Annotated in this window: 24 protein-coding genes; 12 read left to right on the top strand and 12 right to left on the bottom strand. The window is 52.4% G+C overall.

Translation table 11 applies throughout. The features are described 5' to 3' along the window. Positions 1 to 575 precede the first annotated feature (575 nt). From QWE_RS11320 to QWE_RS11290, 7 genes are all read right to left on the bottom strand, one after another. On the bottom strand, positions 576 to 1,805 hold the full coding sequence (locus QWE_RS11320; RefSeq protein ID WP_006726256.1) for a glycosyltransferase family 4 protein: 1,230 nt from the start codon (positions 1,803 to 1,805) through the stop codon (positions 576 to 578). A 1-nt stretch (position 1,806) separates the two neighbouring features. Then, a complete protein-coding gene (gene wecB / locus QWE_RS11315) occupies positions 1,807 to 2,940 on the bottom strand; it encodes a non-hydrolyzing UDP-N-acetylglucosamine 2-epimerase (protein WP_006726255.1) in 1,134 nt (377 codons plus the stop codon). After that, the gene (gene wbjC, locus QWE_RS11310) at positions 2,937 to 4,046 is read right to left on the bottom strand and encodes a UDP-2-acetamido-2,6-beta-L-arabino-hexul-4-ose reductase (RefSeq protein ID WP_006726254.1); all 1,110 of its coding nucleotides are present in this window, start codon (positions 4,044 to 4,046) and stop codon (positions 2,937 to 2,939) included. Before wbjC ends, wecB begins: the two co-directional genes overlap by 4 nt. Beyond that, positions 4,046 to 5,080 (bottom strand): polysaccharide biosynthesis protein, encoded by a 1,035-nt coding sequence (locus QWE_RS11305; RefSeq protein ID WP_006726253.1) that lies wholly within the window; start codon positions 5,078 to 5,080, stop codon positions 4,046 to 4,048. The genes wbjC and QWE_RS11305 overlap by 1 nt, the downstream gene beginning before the upstream one ends. A 75-nt stretch (positions 5,081 to 5,155) precedes the next feature. After that, positions 5,156 to 5,929 (bottom strand): AglZ/HisF2 family acetamidino modification protein, encoded by a 774-nt coding sequence (locus tag QWE_RS11300; RefSeq protein ID WP_006726252.1) that lies wholly within the window; start codon positions 5,927 to 5,929, stop codon positions 5,156 to 5,158. 3 nt (positions 5,930 to 5,932) lie between these two features. Further along, positions 5,933 to 6,547 carry an imidazole glycerol phosphate synthase subunit HisH gene (hisH, locus tag QWE_RS11295; protein ID WP_006726251.1) on the bottom strand — a complete coding sequence of 205 codons (615 nt, stop codon included), beginning with the start codon at positions 6,545 to 6,547 and terminating at the stop codon, positions 5,933 to 5,935. Further along, a complete protein-coding gene (locus tag QWE_RS11290) occupies positions 6,544 to 7,677 on the bottom strand; it encodes an N-acetyl sugar amidotransferase (protein ID WP_006726250.1) in 1,134 nt (377 codons plus the stop codon). The genes hisH and QWE_RS11290 overlap by 4 nt, the downstream gene beginning before the upstream one ends. A 550-nt stretch (positions 7,678 to 8,227) precedes the next feature. On the opposite strand from QWE_RS11290, the gene QWE_RS11285 reads away from it, so the two are divergent. The 8 genes from QWE_RS11285 to QWE_RS25260 all read left to right on the top strand — a co-directional run bounded on the left by QWE_RS11285 (position 8,228) and on the right by QWE_RS25260 (position 18,752). Further along, positions 8,228 to 10,036 (top strand): polysaccharide biosynthesis protein, encoded by a 1,809-nt coding sequence (locus tag QWE_RS11285; protein WP_006726249.1) that lies wholly within the window; start codon positions 8,228 to 8,230, stop codon positions 10,034 to 10,036. Between the two features lie 18 nt (positions 10,037 to 10,054). Next, on the top strand, positions 10,055 to 11,275 hold the full coding sequence (locus tag QWE_RS24700; RefSeq protein ID WP_006726248.1) for a sugar transferase: 1,221 nt from the start codon (positions 10,055 to 10,057) through the stop codon (positions 11,273 to 11,275). 609 nt (positions 11,276 to 11,884) lie between these two features. Continuing rightward, on the top strand, positions 11,885 to 12,922 hold the full coding sequence (neuB, locus tag QWE_RS11275; RefSeq protein ID WP_006726247.1) for an N-acetylneuraminate synthase: 1,038 nt from the start codon (positions 11,885 to 11,887) through the stop codon (positions 12,920 to 12,922). Then, a complete protein-coding gene (gene neuC / locus QWE_RS11270; RefSeq protein WP_006726246.1) occupies positions 12,922 to 14,061 on the top strand; it encodes a UDP-N-acetylglucosamine 2-epimerase in 1,140 nt (379 codons plus the stop codon). Before neuB ends, neuC begins: the two co-directional genes overlap by 1 nt. Further along, entirely contained in the window at positions 14,051 to 14,689 is a 639-nt protein-coding gene (locus tag QWE_RS11265; RefSeq protein WP_006726245.1) for a NeuD/PglB/VioB family sugar acetyltransferase, read from the top strand. The genes neuC and QWE_RS11265 overlap by 11 nt, the downstream gene beginning before the upstream one ends. Continuing rightward, positions 14,689 to 16,149 carry an aminotransferase class I/II-fold pyridoxal phosphate-dependent enzyme gene (locus QWE_RS11260; protein ID WP_006726244.1) on the top strand — a complete coding sequence of 487 codons (1,461 nt, stop codon included), beginning with the start codon at positions 14,689 to 14,691 and terminating at the stop codon, positions 16,147 to 16,149. Before QWE_RS11265 ends, QWE_RS11260 begins: the two co-directional genes overlap by 1 nt. Before the next feature lie 85 nt (positions 16,150 to 16,234). Next, complete coding sequence (locus QWE_RS11255; protein ID WP_006726243.1) at positions 16,235 to 17,485, top strand: lipopolysaccharide biosynthesis protein; 1,251 nt, start codon at positions 16,235 to 16,237, stop codon at positions 17,483 to 17,485. 31 nt (positions 17,486 to 17,516) lie between these two features. Continuing rightward, the gene (locus QWE_RS25260; protein ID WP_157790700.1) at positions 17,517 to 18,752 is read left to right on the top strand and encodes a hypothetical protein; all 1,236 of its coding nucleotides are present in this window, start codon (positions 17,517 to 17,519) and stop codon (positions 18,750 to 18,752) included. A gap of 201 nt (positions 18,753 to 18,953) precedes the next feature. On the opposite strand, the gene QWE_RS25630 is transcribed toward QWE_RS25260, so the two are convergent. From QWE_RS25630 to QWE_RS11235, 3 genes are all read right to left on the bottom strand, one after another. Then, positions 18,954 to 20,450 carry an SDR family oxidoreductase gene (locus QWE_RS25630; protein ID WP_006726242.1) on the bottom strand — a complete coding sequence of 499 codons (1,497 nt, stop codon included), beginning with the start codon at positions 20,448 to 20,450 and terminating at the stop codon, positions 18,954 to 18,956. Then, positions 20,447 to 21,367, bottom strand: a complete 921-nt coding sequence (locus QWE_RS25255) for a Gfo/Idh/MocA family protein (RefSeq protein ID WP_157790699.1) — start codon at positions 21,365 to 21,367, stop codon at positions 20,447 to 20,449. Before QWE_RS25255 ends, QWE_RS25630 begins: the two co-directional genes overlap by 4 nt. 130 nt (positions 21,368 to 21,497) lie before the next feature. After that, entirely contained in the window at positions 21,498 to 22,577 is a 1,080-nt protein-coding gene (locus tag QWE_RS11235) for an acyltransferase family protein (RefSeq protein WP_006726240.1), read from the bottom strand. 314 nt (positions 22,578 to 22,891) lie between these two features. On the opposite strand from QWE_RS11235, the gene QWE_RS11230 reads away from it, so the two are divergent. From QWE_RS11230 to tnpB, 4 genes are all read left to right on the top strand, one after another. Further along, on the top strand, positions 22,892 to 23,623 hold the full coding sequence (locus QWE_RS11230; RefSeq protein WP_006726239.1) for a hypothetical protein: 732 nt from the start codon (positions 22,892 to 22,894) through the stop codon (positions 23,621 to 23,623). A 5-nt stretch (positions 23,624 to 23,628) separates the two neighbouring features. Then, positions 23,629 to 24,963: a hypothetical protein gene (locus QWE_RS11225; protein WP_006726238.1), complete on the top strand. Its 1,335-nt coding sequence runs from the start codon at positions 23,629 to 23,631 to the stop codon at positions 24,961 to 24,963. 167 nt (positions 24,964 to 25,130) lie between these two features. After that, positions 25,131 to 25,481 carry a transposase gene (locus tag QWE_RS11220; protein ID WP_100220890.1) on the top strand — a complete coding sequence of 117 codons (351 nt, stop codon included), beginning with the start codon at positions 25,131 to 25,133 and terminating at the stop codon, positions 25,479 to 25,481. Continuing rightward, positions 25,478 to 25,822, top strand: coding sequence for an IS66 family insertion sequence element accessory protein TnpB (tnpB, locus tag QWE_RS11215; protein ID WP_006726236.1), 345 nt, complete (start codon positions 25,478 to 25,480; stop codon positions 25,820 to 25,822). Before QWE_RS11220 ends, tnpB begins: the two co-directional genes overlap by 4 nt. Before the next feature lie 212 nt (positions 25,823 to 26,034). Here tnpB and QWE_RS25985 read toward each other — a convergent pair whose 3' ends face one another. Then, entirely contained in the window at positions 26,035 to 26,340 is a 306-nt protein-coding gene (locus tag QWE_RS25985; RefSeq protein ID WP_006726234.1) for a hypothetical protein, read from the bottom strand. Further along, the gene (locus QWE_RS11205) at positions 26,340 to 26,642 is read right to left on the bottom strand and encodes a transposase domain-containing protein (RefSeq protein ID WP_276306993.1); all 303 of its coding nucleotides are present in this window, start codon (positions 26,640 to 26,642) and stop codon (positions 26,340 to 26,342) included. Before QWE_RS11205 ends, QWE_RS25985 begins: the two co-directional genes overlap by 1 nt. Positions 26,643 to 26,749 lie beyond the last annotated feature (107 nt).

The raw sequence follows: 26,749 nt of genomic DNA, 5'->3' as shown, positions 1-26,749 counted from the left end.
CCGAGCTGCATGGGATGTCCAGGAGAGGCAGCCTGTCGTCAAAACGGGGCAGGGGATAAACCCATTCGATCGCAGATTGACAGGTCGCCAACCGCCAATTAGGACGAGGCACAACATTGGTACACACGACACCTATTCGTCGGCCTGAGACCCCTTTTTTCTGGGCTTTTTCGGATCATAGGCGAGAGTCCCACCCTCTCCGCCAGATTATCCACGTCGTCTTGACGCTTGTGAAATTTCGATATTCGCGAGACTGCGAATTGTACTATCAGACTGGTTTCAGAGTTGGCTGTCGCGATACAGCTTTGTCAAAGAGTGTACTGCTCCAAGGTGCGCAGTATGCAATGTCCGTGCGTCGGGTTCTTCAAGAGTAAAGCCGTCGCACCTTTCTCTCGCGGCCGGGCAAACGAATCACGCTGAAGCGATGGGTCGGCTTCAGTCTCTTCTCGCCGGCGGCCGGATTTTTCTTGCGAACATCCCTGGCGCATGTACTGATTTGCGTCGACCAATTGTCTCAATACGCGGGGGATGCTGATTGCCCTCGAATTTTGCGTCCCCAGCCGATTGTTCAACACCTATTTGCCCGACTTTCTGCCACCTAGCTGATGAAGAATGTCTTCCAGTTGTGATATCAACACGTCGCGATTGAAGTTCGCTTCTGCGTATTGTCTCCCTGATTGCCTCATTTGGTCGAGCTGAGAACGGTCCAAGGATAACATTGCTCGAGTGGCGTTTACGAGGCTGGCAGGGTCCCCAGCGTTGACGGCGAAGCCCGCTCCAGATTCATTGACGACCCGCGCGCCTTCACCATTCAGCATAGCAAGAATTGGGCGCCCCGCCATAAGATATGATTGTACCTTGCCAGGAATCGTCATTGCGAAAATTGGCTCATCTCGCAATGAAACGAGAAGGGCATCGGCGTGCCGAAAGAAGGACGGCATGCGTTCGAGACCAAAACGTCCGACCAATATAAAGCGTTCTTCAAGCCCTCTTCGATTGATCTCCTCGGCCAACCAGTTGGATTTGCGCCCGTCCCCGACTATGATCCACCTGACTGGATCATGGCGCATCGCATCAGCTGCTACGAGAACAGCTCCGAAATCCTGCGCTTCTCCGACGTTGCCTGTGAAAACTACATTAAAAAGATCCTCGCGCCGTTCCACTTCCGGAGCGAACTCGACCGTTTCCAGCGAGGTGGCAGGCTCTGCCCAGCTCGGGAAGTATACAATGCGGGCGGGGTCGTCGATTTGCTGACTAATAGCACGAATGAAACTTCTCGACTGCGCCAAAACTGCGTCGCAGCGCCGATAGATGAACCGCACCAATCGATCCACAATGCTGAGAATGATTTTTGAACGTACAACTCCGACTGCCTCTAGTGATTGCGGCCAAAGATCAAGCACCCAGAATGCAATCGGCGCGCGCTTGAGTTTCTTTAGAACTATAGCGGGCAAGCCCACCGTAACTGGCGAGGGCTCGAAAACAAAAATGGCATCGAAGTCCTGTCCTCGTAGCATCCATGAGCCAAAGATGCTTGCCGACAGCGCAAATGAGACGTAGTTGAGCATCAGGCGAAGACCACCGGTCCCGCGTGGCAACATTGCCACACGAACAACTGACGCACCCTCATACGTGCTGAAGGCTTCGGGTTGCTCCTTGAAGTCTGAAAATACGCTGCCACCGGGGTAGTTTGGTTGGCCGGTCAGAACAGTAATGGAGTGCCCGCGTCGAACAAGCTCAGCGACCAAGTCGTTAATTCTGAAATTCTCAGGCCAGAAGTACTGGCTAACCACGAGAATTCTCATTTTAGCTAAACTGCTTCCACACGGTTCGCATGACATAGTCACGATACGAATGGATGATTCTTACAACCTTGTCAGAGACATTCGGCATGGAGTAATCGGCTACCTGCATCAAAGTTCGCTGCTTGCCGCGACCTTGAGTCTCCAAGATCCTTATGGCTTGGAGGACGCGCTCAAGATCAAGTCCGGTCATTATCACCGATGCCTCCTCCATTCCCTCTGGCCGTTCATGAGCTTCACGCAGGTTGACAGCAGGAAAATTGAGAATGGATGACTCTTCGGTAATGGTGCCACTATCGGACATGACAATACGGGCACCCACCTGGAGATTAACGTAATCGTGAAAACCAAGTGGCTTTAGCAACTGGATCTTTGGGTCGAATTTTATCCCCTTGGCGTCAATACGCTTCTGTGTGCGGGGATGGGTCGAGACTATGACAGGTTCGTTGAACGTGTCGGCCACACCATTGAGTACGTCGACAAGCTTTGCAAAATTTACGTCAGAATCGACGTTCTCCTCACGATGTGCGCTCACAACAATATATCGGCCTTCGATGAGGTTTAATCGCTGGCGTACGTCAGAGGCGTCAATTTGCGGGCGATAAAACTGCAGGACTTCAAGCATAGGTGAGCCTGTCTTCACGACGCGATCAGGAGAGAGCCCTTCGCGCAGCAGGTAGTCCCTGGCAATATCGGAGTAGGTCAAGTTAATATCGGCGGTGTGGTCAACAATACGGCGATTGATCTCCTCCGGTACACGCATGTCGAAACACCGATTGCCCGCCTCCATGTGGAAAATTGGTATTTTTCGGCGTTTTGCCGGGATTACTGCCAAACAAGAATTAGTATCGCCCAGAACAAGCAGTGCGTCTGGCCGATGCTCCGCGAGAACTGCGTCCACTTTGCCGATGATGTTGCCGATTGTCTGTGCTGGAGTATCGACTGCGGCGTTCAGAAATACGTCAGGTCTACGGACGCCTAAATCATTGAAAAATATCTCGTTCAGTTCGTAGTCGTAATTTTGGCCAGTGTGAATGAGAACGTGGTTGCAATACTGGTCAAGCTTAGCCATCACTCGCGAAAGGCGGATGATTTCTGGTCGGGTGCCCACTACTGTGGCTACTTTCAAGAGCTTCATTGTGGCAGGACCTCAGCTGCATAAGTGTCGGGTCTTCCTCTGTCAAAGATCTCATTGGCCCACAACAATACGATAAGAAGATCTTCGCCTACATTCGTTATATCGTGTGACCACCCTGGGACAGTTTCTACTATCATTGGTTTGTCGCCACAGGTCTCAATTGTGTATGTTTCGTTGGTCTGGATGTGGCGAAAACCAAATTGTGCCTTGCCTTGGACCACTAGGAATTTCTCTGTCTTAGAATGGTGATAGTGGCCACCACGTCTGACACCTGGATGAGCAGTAAAGAATGAGAATTGGCCTGCGTCAGGTGTACGGAGCATTTCAGTGAATGTGCCGCGCGGATCCTCGTGGGTCTCAAGAGAGTAAGCGAAATCGGCAGGCCGCAGATAGCTCAAGTAAGTGGCATGCAAAGCTCGCTGGAGACCTGATCCAACTGGGCCCGTTACAAGTGAATGCCGGCTATCTCGAAATGCTTGTATTGAAGTTGCGAGTTCTCCCACCGTAGTGTCGTATACAGGTTCAAGCGTGACCGGTGAATTACCGTCTGCCGAAATCAATCTGAGAACCGCGTCCACAACATCGTCGACGTATACAAGATGCAAGCGTGCGGCAGGATCCCTAACATTGATTGGCAAACCCTGAGCTATGTTGTTGCAAAATGTCGCAACAACCGAATTGTAGTTCGGTCTGCACCATTTACCGAAAACGTTCGGCAGGCGCCAAATATGTACGGGCGCGCCGGTCTCGTCTCCATATCTCTGTAATGCGTTCTCTGCCGCTCGCTTGGAACGCCCATAGGGGTTATCCATTTCAGCTTGAATGGAGGAGGAGTAGAAAATCGGTATCGGTCGATCTAATTTTCTGAGTGCTGAAACAACTCGCTCTGACATCCCAAGATTTCCGGTTTCGTATTCTTGGTCATGTTCGGGACGGTTGACGCCAGCGAGGTGAATAACAAAATCTACCGAAGCGAACTTCTCAGCAAGTAAGTCTACATTAAGTTCCCGTTTTATTGGTATGGGGTCGTAGCCTTCTTCCGTCAGGCGGACCATAATATTCTTACCAATGAAGCCGCCGGCGCCGGTAACAGCAATCTTCTTCATCAGTCCTCCAAGATTGGCTTGCGCCCCGCCATAAGGTCGCGGAAGAAATCCAGTTTTCCTAACAGCTGGCCCATCTCACGGACGTTAAGGCGAATTGTATTGTGCGAATTGTAATCTTCTGATCTGGTGATGGTAGTTTCACCTTGCTCCACGAATTTAGAATAGTTTAAATCGCGGAGATCAGGCGGAATTTTGTAGTAATCGCCCATATCGATAGCATTAGCCATTTCTTCTCGGCTTAGTAGCGTCTCATAAAGCTTCTCGCCATGGCGCGTACCAATGACATCAATCGGGTGCTGATGGACACCGAGACATTGGCGCATTGCTTCTGCGAGAACACCTATGGTAGCGGCAGGTGCTTTCTGGACGAATATATCCCCGTTACCGCCATTGCTAAAAGCAAAGAGAACCAAATCCACTGCATCTGACAATGTCATCATGAAGCGTGTCATCTCGGGGTCGGTTATCGTAATTGACCTACCTGATGTTATCTGTTCCGCGAAGAGTGGAATGACTGAACCCCTGGAGGCCATAACGTTACCATATCGTGTGCCGCAGATAACCGTGTTCGAATTCATCAGTTCGCGTGACTTGGCAACCATAACCTTTTCCATCAACGCCTTGGATATGCCCATGGCATTAATGGGGTAAACTGCTTTATCGGTCGACAGACAGACGACGCGGCTGACGCCATTCGTAATTGCCGCCTCGAGCACATTTTCGGTACCCATCACGTTTGTTTTAACAGCTTCCATCGGGTGGAATTCACACGAAGGCACCTGCTTAAGGGCCGCAGCATGGAAGATGAAATCAACGCCACGGGTGGCAGTTAAAATGCTGACGGGATCGCGCACGTCGCCGATGTAAAATTTCAGCTTGTTGCTCTGAAATTTCTTGCGTTGGTCGTCCTGCTTTTTCTCATCCCGGCTGAAAACGCGGATTTCACGAATTCCTGTGTCCAGGAAGCGTCTCAACACGGCATTTCCAAAAGACCCTGTGCCCCCGGTGATCAATAGTGTCTTGCCGTCGAACATGCTTACCTGTCTCGCGTTGAATCGATAAATAGAAGTTGCCAAGCGGCAAATCTATATCGGCCTACTCTGTGCAATCTATTTGCCGCGTAGAACGATTTCGTCTTTTTGGATGGGGTTCGGGTAATTGATTAGCACGGCGCGATAGTTACCCTTAAAGACAAACAGACTGCCTGCGGCCGCGCCTATCAGGCCGCATCGATCGATCAAGGCTCCGATGTCTTCGAGCGATCCAGCGCCGCCCAAAATGGTGACTGGTAATCTAGTCGTTGCACGAACGTGCTCAGCAAGATTCAGGTCGTATCCCTTCATCATGCCATCGCGATCAATAGAGTTGATTACCAGTTCTCCGGCACCGCGCCGCTCAAACTCCGCGATCAAGCTATTGAGCCCACCGCGGACCTTCTTTGAGCCGTTGTGGGTGTAGACGTCAAATTCTTTCCCAAATACGGGCTTCTTAACATCGAGAACGACGACTACGCTTTGACTGCCAACCTCATCTGCTATTTCCGTTACTAGAGCCGGATTGGCTATAGCTGCGGCGCTCAGAGATATCTTCTCAACGCCCAGCCCAACAATTCGCTTGGCCTGTTCACGAGTTGTTATGCCGCCACCATAACATAGCGGCATGCGGCATTCGACAGCTAGTTGGCTGATCATCGTGAAGTCAGGTTGCCGCCCCTGGCTAGTGGCATCTATATCGAGGACGACTAATTCGTCCGCCTCTTTTTCGTTGAAAATCTTCACGGCATTGATCGGATCGCCCACATATTTTGGCTCTCCGAACCGTTGAGTTTTCACAAGACCTCCATCGCTAACGAGCAGGCATGGAATTATGCGCGAACGAAGCATGGCCTAAAGCTCCGCAAAATTCTTTAGCAACCGCGCGCCCCAATGATGGCTCTTTTCCGGGTGGAACTGAACGCCAGTCACATTCCCAGATCGGACCACACAAGGAAAGTCTTTGCCATAGTTAGCGGTAGCCACAACACTGTCATCGTTTGCGGCAGCGAAGTAGAATGAATGCAGAAAATAGAATCGTGAGTTCGATTCCAGTCCAGAAAATAGCGCGAAGGGTCGCGATATCGATAAGTCGTTCCAGCCCATATGCGGCAGTGGCATGTTGTTCCCAATTGGCAGCTTATATAGCGACTGAACGTGCCCTGGTATCCAACCAAGCCCCCTTCGTTGTCCTTCTTCGCTGCTATTGGCCAACATCTGCATGCCGACACAGATGCCCATCACCGGTAGGCATTGATTAACTACCAGGTCGTCAAGTGTTGTGCGCATACCTGAGCGGTCGAGGAGATCCATGGCATGATCAAAATGTCCCACGCCCGGCAGAATAATCTTACTGGCCCCGGCCAAATCATCACGCGAGCGCGCTAAGCGCGTTTCGATATTCTGCCTTTTATACATATTGGAGAACGCCTTTACGTTCCCCAAGCCATAGTCAACGATCGTGATCACCGCATTACGGCCTTTTGCACACCAAGAACACGAAGTACTCTGGTACCAAGATCGATGAAAGTCATTGCATTTTTATAGTCTTTATAGGTCTTATTAGGGCCGGCGTGAAGGGCCCTGAGCTCGTCAACGCTCAGGCCGAGCTTGGTTGCGATGTACTCGAAATCCTGTGCAATTTCTTCGGGGTCGTAAGCGGGTTTGGAGATCTTCTCCAGAGCCTCGTCACGAGTCATCTGTCCAGTCAAGATCAGACTAGAAAAATGGGCTCGACGCTTATCGTAACCAAACTTTGTCGGCAGCCAGTAGCCTTCATAGAAGCGCGTGAAGCGCGACTCGTAGTGCTTGTGCGCATAACGCTGCCAGCCGAATGTGTCTGCCAGTTCTTGCATAGCAGCTTCTTTGAAATAGGGCACGTGGTTGAGCGGCTTAACGACCCGAACACCTTTCACGAAGCGATAATAGATTTTGAACTTGAAAATGTCGGCGAGAGGGAAAGTCTTAAGTGGGCGGGTTCCGAAGCGCTTGTGTATATCTTTGAGCTGACGGAGGTCAGATGCGTGATAGTGCCACTCTAGTGGCTCCCTCACGCACTCCGTCGAATAGTTGGCACCAGTCAATATGTATTTGATGCCATTCTTGGCGGCATAGTTATATAGGCCCGCGAAAAATGCGTGGTCCTGGGGCGTGTCAAGGTGCGGCACCTGCGCCTTGAAGAACGCTAACTGCAGGTCTTTCATCTCCTGCCAGTTAATGACCTCGGTGTGAAGGTCAAGATTCAACCCGTCTACCAACTTCTCGATGTTATTGACGGCTTGTTGCGAATTCCAGCCTGCATCAACATGGAACAATAGTGGACGCAAGCCAAACTTGCGTGCCAGCAGAACAACGTAGGAACTGTCTACGCCTCCACTGAGTCCGATGATGCAGTCGTGCTCTTTGCCGCGACCGTCTTTCCGGATTTGCTCGAGAACGGGCTCTAGTTCCCTCATCCCGCGCTCATCAGGATGCCAATTCGGCAGGATGTTCTGATGATAATTGTTGCAATACTCACACCAACCTCGCTCATCGAACACGATTTTCGAGTCAGAAGTGTCCATGATACAGTTGGAACAAATTATCCGGTGGGCGGCCATGAGTTCTCTTCAAATAGACGTCGCGAAACCAACGCAGTTCACATTTGCAGCCCGATTGCTATCCTCGGCAGCCGAGCGTCCGTCGCAGATCCGGCCTGTATGTCAAATCATGCCCGACGGGTCAACAACATCGGATCAAACTGATTAGGGCAGCCGGCGCAGATCGACGTTTAGCGTGCCAGGCTTTGCCGATTCGTATCCAGGCGTAAGGATATCTAATTTTTCAATCTGGCAACCACTACGCCCTCAACCTCACCGCAGTTTTCGCAACAGCTAAGCCAGGGATACAAGGACGGTCACGAATTTGCAGATTCGCTTAAGGCGGTCGCATGAGATGTCTGCGGCCATCATCCAGGGGTTTGGGGGCTACAGTGTACGACGACAATTCGTCCCATTTTGTCGCCGGTTCTTGAAAAATTGATCGTTGCTGTATAAAGCCGCTTCGGCCCTGTCGGCCGCCGACCGAACTAGCTAGGCTATTGATACACTCATGATAAAAAGAATAAGAAGTGTTCTCGTCGCTCTTCCGCGTGGGTGGAAGCGCTTTGTTATGATCTGCTTTGATTTTGTGCTGCTGGCACTTGTTCTTTGGGGTAGCTTTTCGCTGCGGCTCGATTATTGGGCTCCGCCTGCAAGTGCGGAAGCTTGGTTCATCATACTTGCTGGCCCCGTGGTGGCGCTTCCAGTCTTTGTAAGGATGGGCCTTTATCGCGCAGTAATTCGATATCTGCCCGAGCGTGCACTCTGGAAAATGGTAAGCGCTGTAGCGCTCGCCGTATTATTGTGGCTAGCAGTCGTATTTTTGAGTCAATTCGTTATCTACAACGTTGTGCCTCGTTCGGTCCCAGTGATTTATTGGGCGCTGGCGACAATCTGTGTCATTGGGAGCCGGTTTGCGGCAAAGCTCTTATTCAATAGGAGCAGCCCGCGTTCAACTTCAAAAAACCCTGCGGTAGTAATCTACGGTGCAGGTGAGGCCGGTACCCAGCTTGCCATGTCGCTGCGTGGCACGCATATGATCGCTGGTTTTCTTGATGACAATTCAGATCTTCATCGTCGTGAGGTGGCGGGATTGCGTGTCTATCCTCCAAGCAGTTTGTCTAGCTTGATTCGCGATTACGGCGTGGAACAGGTTATTCTCACGATGCCTTCAATTAACGCAGCGCGACGCAAAGCGATTGTGTCTGAGTTGGCCAAAGGCCAGATAAAGGTAATGTCACTACCTGCCGCAGCGGACCTTGTCTCAGGCAATTATCTGGTGAGCCAAGTTCGGCAGATTGAGATTGATGATCTTCTCGGGCGGTCTCCAGTCCCTCCAGACCTCGGCCTCATCCGGGATATGATCGTTGGACGCACGATCATGGTAACGGGCGCTGGTGGATCTATCGGATCGGAGCTTTGCCGTAAGATTGCGCAGTGGAGGCCACGGCGCTTGGTATTGTTCGAGGCCAACGAGTTCGCGTTATACCGTATCGAGTTAGAGTTGGCCAACGCGGAAATCTCTATCGTGCCTGTGTTGGCGTCGGTCATCGACGAGAAACGAGTTGAGGAGACGATTGCTAATCATGACGTCGATGTAGTGTTCCATGCTGCGGCGCACAAACATGTGCCGCTGGTGGAAGCTAATGCCTTGGAAGGTATTTGTAACAACGTGTTCGGTACGAAAACGGTGGTAGATGCGTCGTATCGATTGGGTGTTCGTGACTTCGTATTAATTTCCACTGACAAGGCTGTGCGCCCCACCAATGTGATGGGCGCAACCAAGCGCTGGGCAGAGTTGATTGTCCAAGAGAAAGCTCATCGTATCGCTATGGAGCGTACGGAGCAGCGGTTCTGTGCTGTACGATTTGGAAATGTCTTGGGCTCGAACGGATCTGTCGTTCCACTGTTTAAGCAACAGATAGCCAATGGTGGGCCCATCACCCTCACCGATCGCGCAATGACACGCTATTTCATGTCAATTAAAGAGGCAGCTGAGCTCATTGTGCAGGCAGGCTCACTTTCGCAAGGGGGCGATGTATTCCTGCTCGATATGGGAGAGCCGGTACTCATTTCAGACCTCGCGGAGAGTATGGTTCGGCTTGCAGGTCTCAAAATTCGTTCACCAGAATATCCGAACGGCGACATTGAAATTGTGGAAACGGGTATACGACCCGGCGAAAAAATGTATGAGGAACTCTTCTACGACGATTCGACGGCAAGTCGCACACAGCATCCTAAAATATTGCGTGCGACCAATACTACATTGTCGTTCCTCGATGATGCATTGGTCACTCTTAGGGCGGCTGTGAGCGCTCGTGACGAGCAAACCGCGCGCCGCATTCTTTTCGATATCGTGGCCAAGAGCGAGAAGCCATAGCAATGACGGGACGTAATTATGCGTATTGTAGTAACCGGGGCTAGCGGCTTCATAGGCAAACAGCTCGTGCCGCTGTTGAAGGCTCGAGGTTGCGACCTTTTGCTCGTCGGGCGCAAAAGGGAGATTTTAGACAATCTTTTTCCGGGGATCGCGACCAGCAGCTACAGCGATTTTTTAAAGCTGGCGAACGGATTTGACTGCATTCTACACTTGGCTGTGCTTAACAACAACCAAGTCGCAGATTGGGACAGCTTTGTGAGAATCAATGCAGATATGCCGATCGAAGTCTGTCGAAAAGCAAAAGCAGCTGGCATCCGCACATTCGTTTTCATCTCATCCACCCATGCCTTGGAACTGAACGACAAGACCAGTTATGCCGAGTCGAAACGCCTCGCGGTCGAGCGTCTCGCAACTGTTGAAGGCATTGGACGATGGGTGCTCTATCTGCCGGCGGTCGTAGGGGATCAGCTTGGTGGAAAGCTTGCCGTGCTAAATCGTTTTCCGACGCCGTTTCGCCGCGCGGCTCTCGAGGTCCTGAAAGCGTTTAAGCCAACTGTCCATGTGTCGCAGTTGGCCGACACTCTAAGAAATCTGGAGCCGCTGGAAGGCGACGGCATCAGAAACATGATTGTCACCGCTGGACAGGGAGAGAATGTAGTCTTCAGTAAAGCCAAGCGCTTCGTAGATTTGGCGTTTTCACTGTCAATAGTGGCGCTGCTCTGGTGGGCAATGATTGCGATATGGGTGGCGATAAGGCTCCAATCTCCCGGGCCAGGCATTTTTCGCCAACAGCGCGTAGGGCGGAATGAAGAGCAGTTCACTTGCCTCAAGTTCCGAACGATGTTTGCTTCGGCGCCGAATGTGGGGACTCATGAAGTACCTATATCCGCCGTCACACCTATTGGTCACTTCCTGAGACGTACAAAACTGGATGAGTTACCACAGGTGATCAACATCCTACGAAACGAGATGAGCCTTGTGGGGCCACGACCATGTTTGCCCAATCAAACAGACATGATTCTTGAACGCAGAGGCCAGGGAGTGTTCGCCATAAAGCCTGGTATTACCGGCCTAGCACAAGTCCGAGGGATAGACATGAGTAACCCTGCAGGCCTTGCCCAGTGTGATCGCGAGTATCTACAGCTACAATCACTTGGGCTTGACGTTAAAATCATTGTTGAGACGGCGACAGGTGCGGGTTCGGGAGATAAGATCCGTGGTTCTAACATAACTCCTTAGCGCACCTCCAGTCGATGGGTATTGGATCCTCCGAGAATGATCGAAGCACTTTAGATTCAGCTTAGGATTGAGGCGTTAGCTGCCAAAGCAATCTTCGTACCCAACTGTTTTCCATTTTGTCTGTTGGGGAGCAGATGTGAGGGAGTCTCTATTACTTCGGTTGATCTGTGCGGTGTGACTATGGGTTTTTGCTTGTCGAGAACTTACCTGGGGCCAATCGGGAAGGCGTTTGTTTGTGTGGAGACTGATGACAGTGTAGCTCAAGTGAGGGAATCGCTTACTCATAGCTCGTTGTTCCGGTTTTTTGCGCCCAAACATAAAACTATGCAGCTGGTTGGGACTCGCGCGCAAGCGACATGGCTTCCAAGCCATCGATCTCGATCAAAGGATGCATGTTGCAGCTAACGGGGTTGCCAGATCTTCTGATCAGGTGACATTGCCTTTGACGGTATTCAGCGTTCGAATGACAAGCTCGTCTAGTGCTACGGACAAAACGTCCAACTGGCCTCTTGGCGCACAGTAGGAAGTGTCGGCGGTCTTGTTCTATGGTGTTTAACTCGGCGTCCTGGTTGAGAGGACGGAAGACAGTGTTTCTGGAGGACCAATAATTTGGCAGACCCTATTGTGAAATCGACATTCATCATTGCTGAAGCGGGCGTCAATCACAATGGAAGCCTAGATATGGCGCTGCAGCTTGTTGACGCTGCCGCACATGCCGGAGCCGATGCGGTTAAATTTCAAACCTTCTCCGCGGATAAGCTGGTAAGACGTGGCGCTGAAAAAGCTCTCTATCAGCAAAAGGCCACTGGTGCTGGTGACCAATATGACATGCTAAAGAGCTTGGAGATGTCGGTTGAAATGCATGAATGCATACTCAAGCGATGCCATGAGCGAGGTATTGAGTTTATGTCGACAGCCTTCGATGAGGACTCGTTCGACTACCTTGTGTCGCTGGGAATCAAGCGTGTAAAAGTCCCTTCAGGTGAGATAACCAATCACCCTTTCCTGCGGCATATGGCATCGTCCGGACTGCCGATAATTCTTTCCACAGGCATGGCAACAATTGATGAGGTGCGTGAGGCCGCGGAAGTCGTAGGTCGAGCATGCCCCGGCGGGGCATTCGCTAATTCCTTAGTTATACTACATTGCACTTCCAACTATCCGGCCGCGCCCGACGATGTAAACCTTCTGGCTATGCGCACCATTGGCGACGAGCTCGGTGTACCGGTAGGTTACTCAGATCATACACTTGGGATCACGATCCCAATCGCCGCGGTGGGCATGGGCGCAGAGGTAATTGAGAAGCACTTCACTCTTGATAAGACCCTGGCTGGACCTGATCATGGTGCGTCTCTTGATCCTAGAGAGCTGACCTCCATGGTTGAGGCTATTCGCCTTGTAGATCGTGCACGAGGCAATGGTGTTAAGGAACCCAAAGAATCAGAGTTGCCCGTGCGAGCTTTGGTGCGACGCAGTGTCACGAGCAAATACGCAATCGCAGCAGGGGCCGTCATCAATGCCTCGGATCTTGTGCTACTCCGTCCTGGCACTGGAATTTCCCCCGCCGAGCTGAATTCAGTGACCGGAAGGCGAGCCATTCGGGATATCTCGGCGGGTGAGACGCTTCAGTGGAGCGATCTAGCGTGATGCGGCAGAGACGCATAGCCTATCTGACCGGCACTCGTGCCGACTTTGGCCTTATGAGATCGACATTGTCGGCTATCGACGCTCAAGCCGACATGGAATTGACGATTTACGCCACAGGAATGCATCTCGACCCACTGCTTGGACACACGATCGAGGAGATCGAAAAGTCGGGCCTTCCGCTGCCCAGAAGAATTGATGTCGAGTCGGGTATGCCAAGCGGTGGCCTCACTGCGATCAACATAGGGAAAATTGTAATTGCCTTGGTGTCCGCTTTTACGGTCGATCGCCCCGATATCGTTCTGCTGCTAGGCGATCGTGGTGAGATGCTGGCGTGCGCAATCGCCGCGATCCACCTTAATATCCCAATCGCACATATCCATGGAGGTGAGCGCTCCGGCACGGTTGACGAGCCTGTTCGACATGCCATTTCTAAACTTGCTCATTTACACCTAGTGGCGACGTCCGAAAGCCGCGAAAGGTTGGTACGGATGGGTGAGCAAGAGAATATGATCACCGTGGTTGGCGCTCCAGGGTTAGATGGCATTACAGAGCTAGCGTGCCACAATGGAAAGGAAGTATTTTCTAAATACGGCGTTGGCGGTGATAGTCCTGTCGCCATATTTCTATACCACCCAGTTTTGCAAGAAGCCGATGAGGCGGCTGAGGGTGCTAGAGCAGCACTTGATGCGATGCTAGCGGCAGGCCTACAGGTTCTCGCCCTCAGGCCCAATTCGGATGCTGGTAGTGTTGGCATCATCGAGGTGCTTGAGCATTTCTCAGCACAGGATCGCATCACGCTGGTAACGCACATGCCGCGTAGCGAATATCTTTCCGCCATACGGGACGCCGCTTTGCTAGTGGGTAACTCGAGCAGTGGGATCATCGAGGCAGCTAGTTTTGGTACACCGGTTATCAATATTGGCTCTCGTCAAAACCTCCGGGAGCGAAACGCGAATGTTATTGATGTGCCTACCGATCCAGAATCGGTGGCGCTCGGCATTGTGCAGGCTCTTGCAACGCCGCGTTTCACGACCGAGAACGTTTATGGAGACGGCGCAGCTGCGCCACGTATTATCGCTGCATTGCGCCAGCTAGATTTGAGCGACCCTTCTGTAATGGACAAGGCCAATGCCTACTGACCCTATCAACGTGATTGGCGCAGGAGGCCAGGGCGCAGTGACGGTAGACGCGCTGCTGGCAGCCGGCGTAGAGCCAGATACCATCGAGGTCTGGACAGAAGATGAGGTCAGCTCTGAGTTTAAATTGTTTGGAATCCAAGTCCGCCATCTTTCTGGGGCTGAGCGGCTGACGGGTAGGGATGTCCACGTTTCAATTGGAGATAATGTCGTACGGCAGCGTGTGTCGCGTAATCTCGTCGCTGTAGGTGCTAAGCTTCGCACCATCATTCACCCCATGGCAACGGTTTCCGCTCATGCGAGCGTGGGTGTTGGGGCTTTCCTCGCTGCCGGCTCAATCGTCGCCGCGCGCGCCACAATTGGTCAGGGGGCTATCATAAACCACAATTCCGTCGTGGATCATGACTGTGTATTGGGTGAGTTCGTCCATGTCGCACCCGGGGCCACGTTGGGTGGCGGGGTTACCCTCGCCAACTTGGTGTTGATTGGCGCGGGCGCCAATATCCTCCCGGCGCGCAAAATCGAAATTGGCGTTGTGGTTGGCGCAGGCGCAGTTGTCACATCTGATTTAAGTGCAGGATCCACATATGCAGGTGTTCCTGCTGTGCCTTTGAATAACAGGAGAATGTAGTGTCGATTGCAGTCCTTAGTTTAGGCGAAAGCGCCACCGTAAAAGAGGCTCTCGCAAGGCTGAACGAGTCTGGCAAGGGGATCTTGCTGCTGATCGCTGGCGACGGACGATTTCTGCGTACAGTCACTGATGGTGACCTGCGGCGTTTGCTGTTGGCTAGCGGCTCTCTTGATGAGACTCTGAGCAATCTCCCACGCATAAGCTCAGTCACAATCCCGCCTCGATATACTCGTCAGGAGGCGCTCGGTTTGATGCAGAAGCACGGTATAAACCATCTACCAGTGGTAGATGAGGCTAATCGTGTTGTCGATGTGCTTGAGCGGTCGCGCATTGGCGAGCAAATACTGCTCTCGACTCCTCACATGGGCGACAGCGAGTTAGATTTCATAGCGGAAGCGTTTGAGACGAACTGGATAGCTCCCTTAGGGCCCAATGTCGACGCTTTCGAGCGGGAGCTAGCAGAGAAGGTGGGGGCATCCCATGCGGTGGCACTCAGCTCAGGAACCGCCGCTATTCACTTGGCACTCATTATGTTGGGCGTGGCACCAGGCGATGTGGTTTTTTGTTCGACACTAACTTTTGCTGCCAGTGCTAATCCTATAGTTTACCAAGGCGCCGAGCCTGTGTTTATCGACTCTGAGCCTGAAAGCTGGAACATGTCGCCAGAAGCTCTAGAGCGAGCCCTTTTTGAAGCATATAATGCAGGTCGCCTGCCAAAAGCAGTGATTGTTGTAAATTTATACGGTCAGAGCGCCGATATGGATCCAATCATCGCGCTTTGCCAACGCTATGGTGTGCCGATTGTGGAGGATGCCGCTGAGTCCCTTGGTGCATCATACAAGGACAAGCCATCCGGCACGTTCGGTGCTATGGGCATCTACTCATTCAATGGCAATAAGATAATCACCACATCTGGTGGTGGCATGTTGGTCACGGAGAACGAGGACTTTGCCAAGCGTGCTCGCTTTTACGCCACGCAGGCTCGCGATCCCGCGCCGCACTACCAACATTCGACCATCGGCTACAACTACCGTATGAGCAACATCCTCGCCGGCGTGGGGCGGGGGCAGTTGCGTGTGCTCGATGAGAGAGTGAACGCCAGGCGTCGTGTATTCAACACTTACCGTTCGTTACTAGCGGACTTGCAATGGCTACACTGGATGCCAGAGCCAAGTTGGAGTCGTTCTAACCACTGGCTTTCCGTGGCGACTTTGGACGACGATAGCCCGATTAAAGCAAAAGACCTGATCACTCTACTGTCAGCTGACTTCATTGAAGCCCGGCCAGTTTGGAAGCCAATGCATCTCCAGCCGGTCTTCGCAGAGTGCCAGTATTACCCCCATCACCCAGCATCTGTGTCGGATAGCCTCTTTGAAAGAGGTATCTGCCTCCCGTCAGGCTCAAACATGACCGACGAGAGCATTGACCGTGTTGTTTCCGCCATAAAAAGCGTAGCGTAGCCATTAATTTAGCGTGTGGCGCCCGATCAAGGCAAACGTAACCGCATTGTCATTTGAACCATAAAACTTGATCGGCAACGGTTGAATGAACACGAACTTTACCCGGGTTCTCAATGTAAGTTTGCGTGGGCTCACTCTCGCCGCGAAATTTGGCATGCTCGCCTTTATGGCGGTATCGATGTCACCGGCTGATGTTGGCCATTATGGGCTCTTAACAGCTGCCATCGGATGGACCATGTATCTTGTTGGTTGGGAGTTTTATACGTTTTCGATTCGCGAGATTATTGCCCAAGGTCCTGGCCATGTACGAGCGATTGTGCGAAACCAGGCTGCGCTTTATGCAGTAACTTATCTGATCATTTCCCCGATCATCGTTCTGGTGTTCTTCACCGATACTCTTCCTGCGCGTTACGGATATTGGTTCGCCGCACTCTTAGTCCTCGAGCACTTAGGGTTAGAGGCGGGCCGAGTGTTGGTCGCCCTGTCGCGCCCCTTGCTTTCTAGCGTCGTGTTGTTTTTGCGCGGTGGTGCGTGGTGCCTCGTCGCGATTGCTGCCATGCTGGCACTACCACAGCTTAGGAATCTTGACTTCGTGCTAGCAAGTTGGACGGCCGGTTCGGCGGTGGGACTTTTGCTCAGCCTTAGGACGCTTCTCCGGTTAACCGGCCAAACTGGTGCAAATTCTATAAATTGGCGCTGGATTGTCAAAGGACTATCCGTCGCGCTGCCGCTCATGATTGCCAGCCTTTCGCTGCGTGGTGTTTTTACCATTGACCGCGTCTGGATTGAATTGATCGGCGGAGCAGAAGTATTGGGCGCATATGTCCTTTTCATAGGCGTCGCGACTGCTATCCTCTCATTCGTTGACGCTGGTATTGTCGACTTCGCATACCCTCGAATCGTACTAGCAGCCAGATCCGGGAAAAGTGAAGAATTTCGGACGGAAATGCGCCGCCTTGCAGCTACGGTTGCAGGTGCCGTGGTGTTTCTATCGACCGTTTGTTGGTTTGGCTTTGTCTTCTTCTTGGAGTTCTTACCAAACCCTGTCTATCAGCAGAATATGGGCCTCTTGGCTCCAATAGTTTTGGCAATCGCTCTCTACGGCATAAGCTCTGTTCCTCATCTCGCACTTTACGCACACAACTACGACGGGACGATCGTCGCAAGCCATCTCGTTGCAGCAGCTATATTTATTGCGGTAATATACACTCTAAATCCTGTTATCGGCATATCCAGTATTCCACTTGCCTTGAACGTCGTGTTCGGCGTCATTTTAGTTTGGAAAAGTGCGGTCTGCGTCCATTTGTTTGGTCGGTTAACGGTCGACAGAGATTGAGACTGTCAGTTAACGTGAAAGGCCATTCCAGATGCTAGATTACACCACCCGCCGTTATGTTGTGGAGTATCGTGCGGCAACAGACAATGAGATCGCAACCGACCTGTTGTTCCTGCAGCGTGCGAATAAGAAGCCTGAGAGCGTCGGCTTCATTCCGCGGGTACCCCTCTGGTTAGGGCGCTTTCCAGAAAAAGCGTCATTTACGCAGTTGGTTGCGCTATTTGCCACGCTTTGGCGGCTTACGGTGGGGCTTCCTTTTCACTTGCTACGAGGAGGACAGTTGTTGTGGCTTCGGTGTCGACTGGGCCCGAACGAGAGTTCTGTTCTTCAGAACGCAGATAAGGTCGGTCTTGCACTGTCCAGCCGCGCGGTTGAGGTTGTCAAGGCGCCGGAAATTTCTGCGCCAGAAGTGTGGATTGTCCCTCCATGGATAAACGTGGGTGAGGGTAGGCGGCAGGACTTCTCACTCCTTCACCTAATAGGGTATCGAGATATTGCACTTGCAGTGAAACTTGCCGTTATCGCCACTTGGACGATGGGTCGAGACGCACGCCGCCGCAGGTGGATTTTACAGACTTACACGGCCGTTCCTTGGTTTCTAGTTCGAATTGCCTTGTCACGTTTAGATGCGGACTTTGTGATGGCCGAGCACTTTGATCGCTGGGCTGTCTTGGTAGACATGACAGTCCGAGCTGCGCGCCGAGCACGTCGGCCTGGCCGAAAGTTGACGCTCGTGCAGCATGGTTACATCGGCGCCATTGGTGAAGAGGAAGAGCATTTTGTCCCACCCTGCAAACTATCCACAGTGACGACCCTCTATGTCTACGACGATGCCGCTGATCGTATGTTTCGTTCAGTTGTACTGACTTCTCACGCCGCAATTGGAGTGGTAACCCATCTCTTCAAACCACTGATAACCCTGACGCTAGTTGCTACCGACGAATCGCCTAGAGTTTTATTTGTTGGTCATCCTCTATGTGCAGACCTGCAACTTTCGGTGCTTGACCGACTGCAAGGTCGGGCAATTAATGCTTTTTACAAACCGCATCCGCTAGCCGGGTTACCTGCTTCATGTAGAAATCGGAGTTGGAAAATCATAGAAGACAACACATTGTTCCCAGTCGTAGATCTGGTGGTGTCGTACCGATCAACCCTAGTATCAGAATACGAAAATGTGGGCATTAGGTCTGTCGTGCACGACCTGACGAATGAGACTAATGAGTGCTCGCATGTGGTCACCAAAATTATCGATTTACTTCCGCGCTGAGCCCCGCCGCTATCCGATCCACAGGCTGGAACGCTTCGCTTCGCGAGGTCGATCGCAAGGGTATTGCACCTGTGTCATCTGCCTTTCCTCCGTCAGCGCCGCCGTGGCGCTGGACATGCATCATGACCTGAGACCCGACCTCCCTCCAGTTTTTGGGGATCAGAGCATGGCGCCGCACAGGTATGCATCTCTGGAATGCTATCACCACGCGGTGAGGCCGCCATCAACGATAAGGTTGTGCCCTGTCACATAGCTCGAAGCGTCTGAAGCGAGATATGCCAAGGCGTTAGCAATGTCACTTGGCGCTGCCATGCGGCCGAGTGGAACGCGTGCCGAGTAACGTCGCGAAAACTCTTTGTTCTGCCCACTTTCTACCCCTCCGGGTGTTAGGCTATTCACCCTCACGCCGTCCTTCCCCCAATACGTGGCCAGATACTTCGTTAGCCCATCGACGCCCGCCTTGGATGCTGAGTATACAGCCGGGGTGTTGATTGGCATGCCCAAATAATCGGAACCTTCATATATACGCTGGTCGGGACCGACTACGCCGTAGATTGAGCAGGTCTGAATGATTGATCCCCGCCCACGTTTTGCCATGCGCGGTCCAACGGCTTGCGCCATGAAGAAGTAACCGTCAATATTAACCTTCATGATGTCGCGCCAAATTTCAGGTGAAAAGGTTTCGACAGGATCAAAGAAGCGGGCCAGTTCGGGTCCCTTAGATGCAGCGTTGTTATGAAGAATATCCACCGGCCCCAGTGTTTGTTCTATGCGTTCTATTGCCGACATACATGAACTCGGATCCGATACATCCATGTCAATTCCCAGGCTACGTCCGGAGATTCTTTGCATTTCATCGGCAACCTCTCCCGTACCTTTTAAGTCCAATGCCGCTACGATGGCGCCACGTTCAGCAAGCGAGCGGCAGAAATAACGCCCCAATATTCCGGATGCCCCTGTAACTACTGCAACCTTCCCTTCAAGGCTGAAAGCATCTTGACGGTTGCTCCCGCCCCGTTCGCGCAAAATCAACTCGACGATCTTAAAATCGAGTGGCGTGTCTATGTCCAGTGAGCGATCCTCAGGCATCTCATAGAGAAGTGTGTCGTCGTAGAAGACCTTAGGAGTGCTGTTGAACGCATCTCTCTGCCATGCGTAGATTGAAGCATTCATGTCGAAAGCTGCAGGGGCGTCCTGCCGTCGCGTGATCTGGCTCGGCTTCGAGAGATTGATAAATCCATCCGGCGAGCGCTCAACTAGGTTAAAGTAAGGTGATCTGCGGGCTTTTGCCCCAGTGATCACGTTTGTGCAGCCCGTGCTTTCGAGCAAGCGAATTGCTCCTGAGATGTCTTCGACGAGCCGAAGCGGTGAAGTTGCGTCCAGGTCGACCAATATGTCGAAAATTTCATTGGTCTGAGCTTCTGCTGTCCTTAGGGCGTGGAGTATTGCGGGTACTTTAGCGGCACTGTCAGTGGCCAAATCGCTTGGTCGGCGAATTAGTATCTTAGCGCCAGCGGTTTCTGCTGCTTCGAGGATCGTGTCATCGTCGCTCGACACCGCGACGTATTGGAAAAGTCCAGATTGGACAGCTTGCTCAACGGACCACGCTATAAGGGGCTTACCCAGAAGAGGCATGACATTCTTGCCCGGAAGGCCTTTGGAGCCGCCTCGAGCGCAAATGGTGCAAATTCGTTTCATGCTTCGATCCAATTCCTTTGGGAGTTTGATTTCTCAATGGCATCCATCAGACGGACTACTGCAATGCCGTCGGTTAAAGTGCATGATTGCCCCTGCTGCTCTATGAAATCCTGGTGCAAAAGCTGATAGGTATCATCTCTCTTCACCACGAAATCCTCGCTGAGGCTGCTAGAAGTAATCCGCCCCTCGCTCAAATCTGCTATAATCGAGGTATCGTCCGTCGTTGCTCTAATTGACCGATTTCCCGGCTGGTCAAAGTAGTTCATACAGATAGACACCATGGGACATTTTTCAGTTTCCATGATGATCGACCATGCTTCATCAGTTTCTATATCTAAGCGCTGAAAATTTCCTCCAAGCGCCACCAGCCTCTTCCATGGCCCAAAGATCGAAAGTGCTAGGTCTAACTCGTGGCTCAAGTCGCGCAAAGCCCCGCCACCTGCCAACCTATTCGCAGAGGAGCCGTTTCTATAGTCTGAGCCAGGCCTCCATTCGGAAAGCAATTGTCCCACCGACAATCGAGCTTCGATAACCTTTTTGCCCTGCAAACACCGACGCAACGCTTGAATGACTGGGTGAAAGCGAAGGTTATAGCCAACAGACACCCCTGCGAAAGCTCTAGAAGACTCAACGAGCTGACTTATCTCATGTACGTTTGAGCAAGCAGGTTTTTCTAAGAGAACGTGTCCAGTAAAACCACATTGGGCAAGATCGAAAGCGGTGCGTGCGTGATGACTTGTCATGTTGGCCACCACTGCGTGCGTGTAGTGGCGCCCTCGAACTGCTTCGGATATGCTACGGAAAGAGTAATCGGCGACGGAACTAACTGTGCTGACCTCGCCGTGTTTCTGAAGTAGGCGAGCGTGGCGTTGACCAATGGAACCTTGGCCGATCACCAAGAATGAATTTTTCGGCAAATGTCTCTCCCAAGCCGTCCTGACTCCGTAGCGGCAACGACCTATTCGTTCCCACTTCGACATCGTTAGTCGCAAAGCCAATATGTGATTCGTCTAGTGCTGTAGCAGTGTGGTTTTGTTCGTCGCTCATTCAGACACTCACGGAGGTCCGTGAACGCGTGATGACTTGTAGCTTATACCGTATAATTTCGCGCAACCGTTTATAGCGCCGTTCAAATAGCCATCCGAGGCCCCATGAGATCGCAGGGCTAGCTGCAACAGCGCCGGTCGCGCCAGCGGCGTTTCTGGGCAGAACCTCGAAACTCCAGATCCAGTATTGAATTGGGTAATGGGCCAAGTAGACGGTGTAAGCAAATGAGCCAAACCATGCCATCATTCTATTCCAACAAGCCGGAAGTTTGGGGCATACACTGACGTAGATGAAGAAAGCTAGGCTGACGACCAAATTGTATGTTGGTGAATATGTTCCGTCTGGTGGCCAGTTTCGGTTTGAAGCGAGCATCGTCAGCACCATTACTGATAGGGGGAACACTGCCAGATAGGTGCGTGGGCGAGCTAGCGGCGCGCGCTTCAATGCCCAGTATATCAGAGCTCCCAAAATCCAAACAACGGGCAAACCAGCGCCGCGCCCCCCCAAAATCTCTTCGTTGAGTGCGCAGTAGCCAAGCGTCGAGATAACAACGGATCCCATGCCGGTGCGCCAATTGTTCGCCATGAGAGCAAAAAACGACCCAGCAAATGCAAGGTAGATCCAGAACTCAAGCGAAATCGTCCACAGTGGGCGATTTGTCGCAAACGAGTCGACTACTATGGTCTGAAGGAACAAAAAATTTCCAACCAGCGTCCGCAAGTTGAAATTTTGCGCATAGGGATGAACATCAAAGATGTATGATTCGAGTGCAGCGACGAGTAGCAGAATTGGGACGAGAGGAATGAGGAGCCGAGCAAGGCGGTCGAAAACGAAAGTCCATACGCCAAGTCCTTTCGCGGCGTCCCGATCGCATACCCACGCGATTGTGTAGCCGGACACTAAGAAGAACACAGTGACGGCTTGGCTCTGGATGTACGGTGCAGCGGGGAACTGAGACCACGAGAATGCACTGAAGAATGACGCAGCGTGTCCGAAAACTACGGCAAATGTTGCAAGTACCCGCAATGTAAGAAGATTATCCAGCCTCGCCTGACTAGGGTTGTCCTGGACGTCGTTCATTGTTGGTGGCCTCATTAACCTAGGAACTATCGTCCTTCAAGAACCGCTCAGCGCCGAATGATGCAGTGACATTTGCCGTGAGCTTATACCGCATCTTAAAAAGGCTGAAAGAAACAAACGCAACCCTTAACTCGCCTGGACCGCGCGAAGCCTTACTCTGCATCATCGCTTTTTATATCCAAGAAGGCTGGGAGTTATGAGGGCATCGGCGATAGACTTCCTTACGCGGAGTGCCTCGCAAGAGCGAAAGGTAATTGCATTCGCCGCATTAAACCGCTAGTTGACCGCTGCAGTGAGAAAAGGGCATTGACGATATGGTTGAAGATATCAGGCCGGAGAAACAAGTAGAAGCAATAGATCTTCTCGATCTGGCTGTGTTTGTTGCGCGCTACTGGGTGATTTTAATATTCGTTCCACTAGTTGCTGCCGCCATTGTTTACCTCATGTCGTCCACAACGTCCTCGCCCTACACCGCAAACACGCGCTTCCAAGTGCCCCATTTTGTAGCGAATGATATCGTTGACAATGCTGTCGCGTTAATTTTTCAGGATGAACCAAGTGACGGCGTTACGGTTAACGTGAGTGAGCGGGTAATCAGTATATCGACGCTATCGCCGACCCGAGAAGAGGCCATCTCAGTTATCAGAAAGGAGCGATCAAGAATCGCTGAAGCGTTGAAGACGGCGATTGATGTGTACGCAGAATTGCTTGAGCGGCAGAAAGAACTGCTTGAGCAATTAGTGGCGGACGATGGAAGGAGTGCTGAGACCATCCTGGAAGTGATAAAGCTGACCAGCCATGTCAAAAACCAATCTCAGCGGCTTTCCGCAGCTCAAGCATGGACCAACAACATTTCTACGCAGCAGATTGAAGCGAGCAGCACAGCACGGCCCTTGATTCACGGAATAGCCGCTGGAGCTCTCACCGGGCTCATTGCGCTCATATTTGCTGTTGTCCGTACCACTATTTCGCACTTGAGACAGGACCCCAAATCCAGCGCCAAGCTGGACCAAGTGCGGCACGCCTTTCTGATGAAAAGAACCTAGCCGGCATGAAGCTTTCGATCGACGCCGTTCGGATTTCACTACTCGTTTTTGGGAACGCCTTGGTTTACGCCTTCCACATAGTGGGCTGGCACACGTTCCCAATCTTTTTGCTGCTCTACATTGGTGTGTTCTTCGCCTGCCAGCCTAGCCGAGTGCTGTCTCCTCTGACGATGCTTTACATCTACTATGGAGCTTGGTTCGTGTTTGCACCAACCATGGCTTCGCTCTATGCAGGTCAGCTAGGCATGCCGGAATATCGCCTCTCTTTTGCATTTGCCTTCTCGGTATATAGTGTTGCTGCGCTTGCCATTCACTTTGGCGAGCGGGCAGGGCTGGCGACGAGCCCGATACATCTTGCGCTGCCAGATGTGAGTGAGAGTACTGTCGTTCGGCTCGCCGCTCCCCTTTATGCCATGTCAACTGCAGCGATTTTCGCGATCATACTGGGTAGTGGCGGCTTTGAGACCTGGCTTCGCAATCCAGGTGACGCATTTCTAAACCGTGCGGGCACCGGCGTCTATGTGATCATCAGCCACTTCTCATCCTTGGCCCTGGCAATGCTGACGGGGTTCTTAGCCTACCGATGGAGACGATACGGTCTCCTTGCACTGTTTTTCGCGTGGGTGGCGGTCACGTCGCCAGTCCACGGCAGCAAAATGCAGATCATGCTATTGCTGATACTCAGCTTGACACCTTGGTTGGTGACATCAAGATTCTGGAGCTGGAAGCTGTTCGCCTTACTCGGAGCTGGAGTGGCCGTCTTCATCGTCGGCATGTATTTTCGCCACCAGAGCATATTGAGTTCGTGGGGCATGGTGATGTCTACAGCGAACTATTTTACAGCCTTGCATAACCTCGCTGTGTCCATCCGCGATTTCGACCCAGGCTTGCTCACCACGTTCTTCATGCCGCTCAACAAGATCTGGATGACAATGGGATGGATGGACCCGTCGTCTTATTTCGATATGAACCATATGCTTACAGACATTTACCGCCCTGATGCGTGGGCGATCCGCGCGACCGAGCAGTGGCCAGTTGAGACAGATCTTTATCTCAATTTCTACTTCGTTGGCGGACTTCCACTTATCGCCGTCTTCTTTTTCCTGCATGGATGGCTGTTCGGCTTTGCTCGCCGGGTCAATTCAGTCGGCGCATGGTTCGCAGCAGTCATGCTGACTGTTTCCATGCTTTCACACCTTCGGGGAAGCTTATACAATCACGTTGATTTTTACATGTACCCTTACATTTTGTTTGTGATGACAGTTATGGGGGGATGGAAGATGGGTAAAAGCGAACACATAGCTCCCGTTCACAGCGCTCATCGAACACTAATTACGTGAATTCCGCGAAACAATAAGAATGAACCTGTCAAAGCAACCGATCGAGCGTAAGCGGCAAGGAGACCTCATCTGGCGTGGCTGATGCTGGGCAGGGTATTCTGGACATACGAGTTCTCTGAATGTGAGGATCTATGTCTAGGCCTGCGGCTAGCCTTGGATTGATGCGAATGATTGAGGCGGTGCCCGATCGCCTTGACGGGTCGCCGCGACAGTTGCGGCGGTTCTGGTCCGACGAGTTCAAGGCCACAGCGGTTGAGCAAGCCTGTCAGCCCGGTGTGAACATGTCGGCAGTCGCGCGGCAAATTGGGATCCTGCCATCTCAACTCTACCGCTGGCGCAGAGAACTGTTGGGCAGTGATGAGCCTGGACAAGCAGCGCCGGCAGTTGAACCGCAGAGCGCAGCACGTGGGCCCGACTCCGTCGTCGAAATCGTCATTGGCGGTATCGTCGTGCGGGCCGGCCAGCATGTGGAAGAAGCTCATCTGCAGCGCGTGATCCGGGCGGTTCGCTCAGCATGATCCCCGCAGGTGTAAAGGTCTTCCTCGCCAGCCATCCCATCGACTTCCGCAAGGGGCCTTACAGTTTGCTATCGCTGGTGCGGGATGCCGGCAGTGATCCGTTCAACGGCTCTCTTTATGTCTTCCGGGCGAAGCGGGCCGACCGCGTCAAGATCGTCTGGTGGGATGGATCAGGGGTCTGCCTCTACTCGAAGCGGCTGGAGAAGGCGCAGTTCTGCTGGCCTCGGATCGGCCATAACCGGGTGCAGCTCAACCATGCCCAGCTCATGGCGCTCGTTGACGGCATGGACTGGAAACGGTTCCGCTCGGTGGCGGTAAAACCGCCGGAGAGTGTTGGGTAAAGGCCTGCGGCGAAGTGAATCAACCGTCTGAAAGGGCAGGAAAATCGGAGCAAAATATGCTCTGGTAGGCCTTATGACGCCGCCCGATTTGCAGCTCCCAGATGATGTAGAGACCCTGAAAGCCATGGTCCTTGCCATGGCCGAGAAGGCTGCGCGCGCCGATGCTCTGTGAGCGTCCGGAGAACGCATTTCCGGGTGTCGAGAGATGGAAGCTATAGGCCGCGTTTCATCTCATCGACCATGATGCGGTCGATTATTTCAGGATCGCATTGTGTCTCGATGAGGAACTCGCGGATACCGCCGTCCCACGTCCTGATGTCGGCAAGTAGGCTTTGAAGCTCTTCGATGCCGTTCTCGGTCAGACCCTTCGTGCCATCCTCACTGCCATCACCGACGTAAACCAGTTCGCCTTCGGAGATGTTGTCGGAGTTTGCGGTGATTTCCTCGATCAGTTCGAGGTTTTCGCTGATCATGCCGGCGACTTGGCTGAGTGTGTAGATGAACCTTGAGCGAGCCATCAGACGGCCTCGTGTCGAGCTTTTGCCGGCGCCCAGTTCCAAGGCAGCAGGTCTTCAAGTCGATCCTTGGGGTGATCCTGGATCCGGGTCAGGACATCTGTCAGATAGACCTCCGGATTATGACCGTGCAGTTTGACCGTCTCGATGATGGTCAGAATGTTGGCGATGCGCTCTCCGCCCTTGTCCGAGCCGGCAAACAGCCAGTTTTTCCGACCAATTCCAAGCGGTCTCATGGCTCGTTCAGCAATGTTGTTATCGGGCATGTTGTCATCGGCGTCCCACGAACGCTCGGCAGATTCTATCCTGTCATGTTAGAATTGTCGTGTCGGGACAGGGGCGTCGGAGTGCGAAGAAGCGGGCAGGCCGAATTGACTTTGAGCTGCGAGCTCGCGTTGTTATCTGGCCGCCC

This window comes from Agrobacterium albertimagni AOL15, from assembly GCF_000300855.1.
GTDB lineage: Bacteria > Pseudomonadota > Alphaproteobacteria > Rhizobiales > Rhizobiaceae > Allorhizobium > Allorhizobium albertimagni.
This window is presented reverse-complemented; position numbering and strand designations above follow the sequence as displayed.